Origin of the sequence: Mixta sp., from assembly GCF_024610815.1 — a bacterium.
In the GTDB taxonomy this organism is placed as follows: domain Bacteria; phylum Pseudomonadota; class Gammaproteobacteria; order Enterobacterales; family Enterobacteriaceae; genus Mixta; species Mixta calida.
Genome location: NZ_JANION010000200.1, coordinates 1 through 6,427, shown reverse-complemented (window position 1 = coordinate 6,427; position 6,427 = coordinate 1). Strand labels below are relative to the sequence as shown.

At 54.8% G+C, this 6,427-nt stretch carries 7 protein-coding genes and 1 pseudogene; 3 read left to right on the top strand and 5 right to left on the bottom strand.

All coding sequences use genetic code 11. The annotated features are described in order from the left end of the window. From MYY08_RS15105 to mutY, 4 genes are all read right to left on the bottom strand, one after another. Positions 1–1,243, bottom strand: a 1,243-nt coding sequence (locus tag MYY08_RS15105; protein ID WP_288014779.1) for a filamentous hemagglutinin N-terminal domain-containing protein, incomplete at its 3' end; no start/stop codon positions are given. A 183-nt stretch (positions 1,244–1,426) separates the two neighbouring features. Beyond that, entirely contained in the window at positions 1,427–2,506 is a 1,080-nt protein-coding gene (gene mltC / locus MYY08_RS15100) for a membrane-bound lytic murein transglycosylase MltC (protein WP_038624206.1), read from the bottom strand. 47 nt (positions 2,507–2,553) lie between these two features. Next, complete coding sequence (locus MYY08_RS15095) at positions 2,554–2,826, bottom strand: oxidative damage protection protein (protein ID WP_038624208.1); 273 nt, start codon at positions 2,824–2,826, stop codon at positions 2,554–2,556. Further along, positions 2,826–3,914 carry an A/G-specific adenine glycosylase gene (gene mutY, locus MYY08_RS15090; RefSeq protein WP_038624209.1) on the bottom strand — a complete coding sequence of 363 codons (1,089 nt, stop codon included), beginning with the start codon at positions 3,912–3,914 and terminating at the stop codon, positions 2,826–2,828. Before mutY ends, MYY08_RS15095 begins: the two co-directional genes overlap by 1 nt. Positions 3,915–4,068: 154 nt before the next feature. Between mutY and trmB the strand changes: the two genes are divergently transcribed. The 3 genes from trmB to MYY08_RS15075 all read left to right on the top strand — a co-directional run bounded on the left by trmB (position 4,069) and on the right by MYY08_RS15075 (position 5,953). Further along, complete coding sequence (trmB, locus tag MYY08_RS15085; RefSeq protein WP_038624210.1) at positions 4,069–4,788, top strand: tRNA (guanosine(46)-N7)-methyltransferase TrmB; 720 nt, start codon at positions 4,069–4,071, stop codon at positions 4,786–4,788. After that, on the top strand, positions 4,788–5,114 hold the full coding sequence (locus tag MYY08_RS15080; protein ID WP_190296191.1) for a YggL family protein: 327 nt from the start codon (positions 4,788–4,790) through the stop codon (positions 5,112–5,114). The genes trmB and MYY08_RS15080 overlap by 1 nt, the downstream gene beginning before the upstream one ends. 122 nt (positions 5,115–5,236) lie before the next feature. Beyond that, positions 5,237–5,953 carry a YggN family protein gene (locus MYY08_RS15075; RefSeq protein ID WP_038624212.1) on the top strand — a complete coding sequence of 239 codons (717 nt, stop codon included), beginning with the start codon at positions 5,237–5,239 and terminating at the stop codon, positions 5,951–5,953. A 68-nt stretch (positions 5,954–6,021) separates the two neighbouring features. On the opposite strand, the pseudogene MYY08_RS15070 reads toward MYY08_RS15075, so the two are convergent. Continuing rightward, a pseudogene (locus tag MYY08_RS15070) lies at positions 6,022–6,427 on the bottom strand (hypothetical protein); the annotation flags it as partial.

The following is a 6,427-nucleotide window of genomic DNA, read 5'->3' as shown; positions in this document are numbered from 1 at the left end:
TATCGAATTCAAGCGACGAGCTGTTTTTGACGCTGTCAGCTTTGATATTCAGCGTTCCCGTACTCGCTATAAAACCGTTGTCGTTTTCCAGCTCGCTGGCGGAAATATCCAGATACTGAGCACCGAGCAGTTTTGCGGAGTTAGTTATTTTCTTCTCTACGGCAAGCGAGGTGAAACTTCCCCCCATAAAACCAGCATCCACAGGTTCAATCTGGCCCTGCTCATTTCGACTGAGAGCGGCTTGTTTGTTATTAGCCAGCTCTTTCGCTTTAACGTTGAGTAAAAACGTATCGATAGTGCCGCCCTGGTTTGTAATTTTGTTATCTGAATTTAATGTGATGCTTCTGGCGGCTTGCATAAGGCCGAGGTTATTAATGATATCCCCGCTTGAGCTGATATCCAGATCCGAGGCTGCGCTGATAACGCCAGCATTACGCACGCCGACACCGTTATTATTGGCCACCAGGGTAATCTTATTGGCGTACATGCCGCCCAGTCTGCTTACATCCACCAGCACGTTAGTAGTGGCGTCATCCAGCTTGCTCTGGGCGGTTGCCCCAGTCTCAGTCAGCCCAACGAGATTATTGCGACCGGCCACCACCGTTAGGTTCTGCGCCTCTACCGCGCCGTTAAGGACGACATAGCGGCCAATCAGGTCGGTATATTCGCTGAATTTATCTTTCAGACCGTTATCAGTAATGGTGATGCCGCCTTTTTCCACTTTGAAGCCCGCCAGCTCACCTTTCTGGGTGAACTGCGGCGTACCGGTGGTCAGCGTATTACGGCTGGTATTAATAAAATCGCAGCCGTTACAGGTAATGCCGTTGGGGTTGGCAATAATAACGTGCGCTTTCTGACCGGCTACTTCCAGATTGCCTTCCAGCTTGCTCGCCTGCGAAGAAGTCACTTCATTCAGAATCACGCGCGCCGGCGCGCTTTCGTTCAGGTTGCGGTTACCGGCAATCAGACCGGCGACGGAAGTCAGCGAGGAATCTTTGCTGTTATTCAGCACCAGACCTTTTTTATTCACATCAAAGCGTGAATATTTATTATGGGAAATGCCGTTAGCGGACGGCGCATTAATATTTACCGTTTCTGAGTTGTTGGAATTGGTCAGCACATTAATATTATTAATAGTGTGCTTATCAGCGGTAACCGCGGCTTCTGCCACAGTGGCGACGCTGCCGGTGACGAGCATAATGCTCAGGCAAAGATGGTTAAACTTAAATTTATTTACAGCCATTTTATTCCCTTAAATGTTGTTATTAGCAATTTTTGGAAAAATTAAAATTGCTGCGCGCGTCAGAAATGCACTTCTGTAGCGGCAGGGAGAAGAGTAGAGAGTTTAACCAGCGAGAAAAATCGTATTTTAGCGAAATTACGTGAAGGGAAAAAAAGCCCACCGGGAAGGGCGGGCTTGTTTTTGTCAAAAACGGTGGTAGCTGCGCTGCGCGTTGCTGACCTTATACAGGTAGCGACGCGATTCCGCTGAGGGATGACGGGTTGTCAGCGTCTGGTAAACCTCATTCGGCGACAGGGCGTTAATCTGCGCGAAGGCGCGATCCTTGTCGCTGGAAAAGACGCGCAGCACGCTGCCGGCACCGCCGTTGTAGGCAGTAATAACCGCATAGCGGCGTGATACCGGATTGGCGATGCCTGCCAGATAGTTGTCCTGCAAAATCGACAGATAGGCGGTGCCGGTATCGATATTGTTTTCCGGGTCGAACAGGTAGCTGCGGCTCGGTTTGCCCCATTTTCCTTTCATGCGGAACACATCGAGACCCGCCGTATGCTGCACTACCTGCATCAGTCCCAGCGCATCGGAGTGGCTGACCGCATAGGGGTTGAAGCTCGATTCGATCTGCATAATCGCCAGGATCAGCGAGGCGTCGACGTTATATTTCTCCGCCGCTTTGCGTACCATCGGCAGATATTTGTGGGCGCGCTTGTCGAGGTGGTTTGGCACCATCGGAATGGTTACGGACCAGATCACATGCAGACCGGAAACGCGGCGTTGCAGCTTGTTCTGGATCAGGTAGTCGGCAAAGCTGGCTGCGCGTCCCTGCCAGCGGATCGGCTGGCCGGTGTTATCCAGCACCTGGCCGTACAGCAATGGCTCTTTGCTGAGCTGCACATCGTTGGCGTCGGAATAGAGATCGACGTTGCCCGGATCTTCGCCGATCAGCAGCGTGGTGATAATCGCCTGGCGCAGGCTGGCGGCCGGATCGGTGCCGGAAATGGTCTCGATGGTGATCGAGCCTTTTTCAAAGTTAATATGGCTGCGGGTGTAATAATTGTCGCTGTACTTAACGTAGTCCTTCGGACCGGCGATCAGGACTTCATTGATACCCCAGATATTTTCGATGTTATGGGCAAACTGACCCATCAAAATGTCAAAGCCGTTGGTGTCTTTTACCCACTCCTCATGGAACGCTTCTTTTTTGCTGCCTGAACAGGAAACCAGCAGCGGTGCTATCACTAGCAAGGCAATCAGTTTTTTTTTCATCGTCTCTGCGCGCAACCAAAACAGGGCCTCAAACGAGGCCCAAATTTTTATTTTTCTGGTGGGGTATAACCTTCGATATGCACATCTTTGCCTTCGAACAGGAAATTCACCATCTCCTTCTCCAGCACTTTGCGATCTTCGGGGTTCATCATGTTGAGCTTTTTCTCGTTGATCAACATGGTCTGCTTGGTCATCCACTGCGACCAGGCCTCTTTCGAGATTTCATTGTAGATGCGTTTGCCCAGTTCGCCTGGGTAGAGCTGAAAATCCTGACCTTCAGCTTCGCGTTGCAGAAACGTACAAAAGATTGTGCGGCTCATTACTCTTCCTCTTCAGTAACGCGCATATGCAGCGATATTTGCTGTGGATGCCGCAATTCTTGCAGCAGGCGTTCAACCGGTGCGGCTAGGCCCACGGCCGGTGGTTGCGCTAAGTTATACCAGAGACCCGGCCCATCATCCATCGCCGCGCCGGAAGAGGGCAGCGACAGCCACATTGGCACAATATCCAGATGGAAATGGCTGAAGGTATGGCGAAACGCCGTCAGCTGCTGCAATGTGCCGTCGTCGATGCCGCGCGAGCTGAGCCATGCCCGCAGCTCGCTTTCGGCGGCGAACTGCGGAAAGCAGAACAGGCCGCCCCAGAGACCGACAGGCGGACGCTGCTCCAGCCAGACGCCGTCGCCGCGCTGCATTAGCAGCATATAGCCGGTGCGCTCCGGCAGCGTCTGCTTCGGCTTTTTGCCGGGATAGCTGGCCCAGCTGCCTTCGGCGTAAGCGACGCAGCCGCTGTTTAGCGGGCAGATTTCACATTTGGGTTTGGAGCGGGTGCAGACCAGCGCGCCGAGATCCATCATCGCCTGGTTAAACTGGCTGACGCCCTGCGCGGGCGTCACCTCTTCGGCGATCTGCCAGAGGCGCTTCTCCACCTCTTTTTTGCCGGGCCAGCCGCCCACCGCGTAGCAGCGCGCCAGCACGCGCTTCACGTTGCCATCGAGAATCGGATAGTGCTGGCCGAGCGCCAGCGACAGCACCGCGCCGGCGGTAGAGCGTCCGACGCCGGGCAGCGCGGCGACCTCGTCAAAGGTTTCCGGAAACGCGCCGTGATGGCGATCGGCGACGGTTTGCGCCGCCTTATGTAAATTGCGCGCGCGCGCGTAATAGCCCAGGCCGGTCCACAGATGAAGCACTTCATCCAACGGCGCGGCGGCCAGATCGTTGACCGTCGGAAAGCGCGCCATAAAACGTTCAAAATAGGGGATAACGGTGGCGACCTGGGTCTGCTGCAGCATCACTTCGGAGAGCCAGACTTTATAAGGCGTTTTGGCCTGTTGCCACGGCAGGGTTTTACGTCCGAAGCGCTGATACCAGTCCAGCACCTGCTGCGCGAACTGTTGCGCTTGCATCATAAGAAGGAAAATTTCCGTTATTGCTCTACACTCAGGCAGGCATTCCAGCATAGACATTGCGTGGAGTAAACCGGAACTTTGCAAGTGCTTGCTTCTGTCCGGTAACTTTGCATAATGCCCGTTTTCCTGAATATGCAGACAGGCAGACACCGACATGATTAATGACGTCATCACACCGGAATTTGATGAAAACGGACGCCCTTTGCGTCGTATCCGCAGCTTCGTGCGCCGTCAGGGTCGCCTGACCAAAGGCCAGCAGCAGTCGCTTGATACTCTGTGGCCGGTCATGGGCGTGGAGTACCAGGCGGAGCCGGTGGATCTGGTGGCGTTATTTGGCCGTGAAGCGCCGGTAGTGCTGGAAATCGGTTTCGGCATGGGCGCCTCGCTGGTGGCGATGGCCAGCGCCAATCCGCAGCAGAATTTTCTCGGCATTGAAGTGCATGCGCCGGGCGTCGGCGCCTGTCTGGGATCGGCGCAGGAAGCGGGCGTCGAAAACCTGCGCGTCATGTGTCACGATGCGGTCGAAGTGCTGGAGAAGATGATCCCGGATAATTCGCTGCGCATGGTGCAGCTCTTTTTCCCCGATCCGTGGCATAAAGCGCGTCATAACAAGCGTCGCATCGTACAGCCGCCGTTCGCCGAGCTGGTGCTGCGCAAGTTGAAGCTGGGCGGCGTTTTCCATATGGCGACCGACTGGGAAGCCTACGCGGAACACATGCTGGAAGTGATGAACAGCGTGGACGGCTATAAAAACCAGTCTGAGACCAACGACTATGTGCCGCGTCCCGACACGCGGCCATTAACCAAATTTGAGCAGCGCGGGCAGCGTCTGGGCCACGGCGTATGGGATTTGATGTTTGAGAGGATCAAATAATGGCAATACAGCGTAGCCGTCGTTTACGGAAAAAGATGCATATCGATGAGTTTCAGGAGCTGGGGTTTTCCGTCGCCTGGACCTTCCCGCAGGGCACGTCGGTAGAAGAGATCGACGCCGCCGTTGACGCCTTTATCAATGAAGTGATCGAACCCAACGGCCTGGCGTTCGACGGCAGCGGCTATCTGCAATGGGAAGGTCTGGTCTGCCTGCAAAAGATCGGCAAATGCACCAATGAGCATCGCGAGCTGGTCCGTCAGTGGCTGGAAGCGCGCAACATGGAAAGCGTGACGGTGACGGAACTCTTTGATGTGTGGTGGGACTAAGCTGTAAGGCCGCGCGTGCGTTTTCGACAGGCGCGGCTGCGGCCGCCTGCGTGGCGACAGGCGTTCACGTCTGACGCGGGCGAGCAGGACAATGATGTCCTTAATCTGATCCAGGAGTTTTTATGATGCGTAAAGCGCTGACGGGCGCACTCTTTCTGGCGGCGGTGCAGGCGCACGCGGCCTCCTATGAATGCCCGGTAAAACCGCAGGATGATGTGGTGATTACGCCGCAGTCGGTACAGGTGATCGGCGCCAGCGGCAATCTGGTGATCTCGCCGACAGGCGATCTGCAGTACAACGGTAAGCAGGTTCAGGTCGATAACGCGACGCGTCAGAAGGCGCTGGATTATCAGACGGCGCTGCGCCGCGATCTGCCGTGGGTCGATCAGGGCGCTTCGCAGCGGCTGGAGAAAGGCCGCGTGGCGCTGGATAAGGTCATTGTCGACAAGCTCGGCGCGGACAGCAACGTGCGCAATCGTCTCACCACGCTGGATAAACAGCTGAAGCAGCAGATGAACCGCATTATCGAGCATCGCAGCGACGGCCTGACCTTCCATCATCAGGCGATCGATCAGGTGCGCGCCGACGGCGAACGCCTGGTGCAGAGCAGTCTGGGCGGGGTCGTACAGGACAGCCTGAACGAGTTAGGCACCAAACAGGCTTCGCAGGGCAGCAACCCACTACAGGCGATTATGGGCAATCTCGGCGGCCTGCAGCAGGCGATCCAGGCGGAATGGAGCAATCAGGAGCAGGATTTCCAGAACTTCGGCCACGAAGTTTGCAACCGCGTCTCGGCGCTGGAGACCCAGCGTAAAGCAGTGCTGGCTGGGATCAAATAGTAAAAGGCCCTGACGGTCTTAGCGGACGGTTGGGGCGCTTATTAGTCATCGGCTAAGCCGCTGATGCGTTAGTTCAACGGCGCAACGTCGCTGAATCGAATATACCCCCTTTTATCGCTTAACCGATCCTGAGCTGAGGGATCGTATACCGATACATACATCCATTCTTGATTGACGGTTCTGATTTTCACTACGCTATCATTGCGGCTAAAGGTATATTCAACGTTAGCATTTTCTCTGGGCTCGTCCTTAAGCTGTCCGATAGCGGTATGTTCTTTAAGGATATAGGTCGTTAAATAAGGGAAACTGCCCCCATAGGCGCAGCCCGTATCGTCATCTGTCGTGGCATCCGATTTTGCGGCAGGCGTAAAAGAGACAAAGTCAGCGGCATAATGATCTGCATTGCATTCAACATAATGCCTGATTTCTTTAACGGTTAAATCTCCCTTCTGGTTAACGTACCACTCTTTATAT

Coding starts and splice junctions, on each gene's coding strand:
- trmB (WP_038624210.1), top strand. CDS start 4,069: ATGATTAATGACGTCATCACACCGGAATTTGATGAAAACGGACGCCCT.
- MYY08_RS15075 (WP_038624212.1), top strand. CDS start 5,237: ATGATGCGTAAAGCGCTGACGGGCGCACTCTTTCTGGCGGCGGTGCAG.
- mutY (WP_038624209.1), bottom strand. CDS start 3,914: ATGATGCAAGCGCAACAGTTCGCGCAGCAGGTGCTGGACTGGTATCAG.
- mltC (WP_038624206.1), bottom strand. CDS start 2,506: ATGAAAAAAAAACTGATTGCCTTGCTAGTGATAGCACCGCTGCTGGTT.
- MYY08_RS15080 (WP_190296191.1), top strand. CDS start 4,788: ATGGCAATACAGCGTAGCCGTCGTTTACGGAAAAAGATGCATATCGAT.
- MYY08_RS15095 (WP_038624208.1), bottom strand. CDS start 2,826: ATGAGCCGCACAATCTTTTGTACGTTTCTGCAACGCGAAGCTGAAGGT.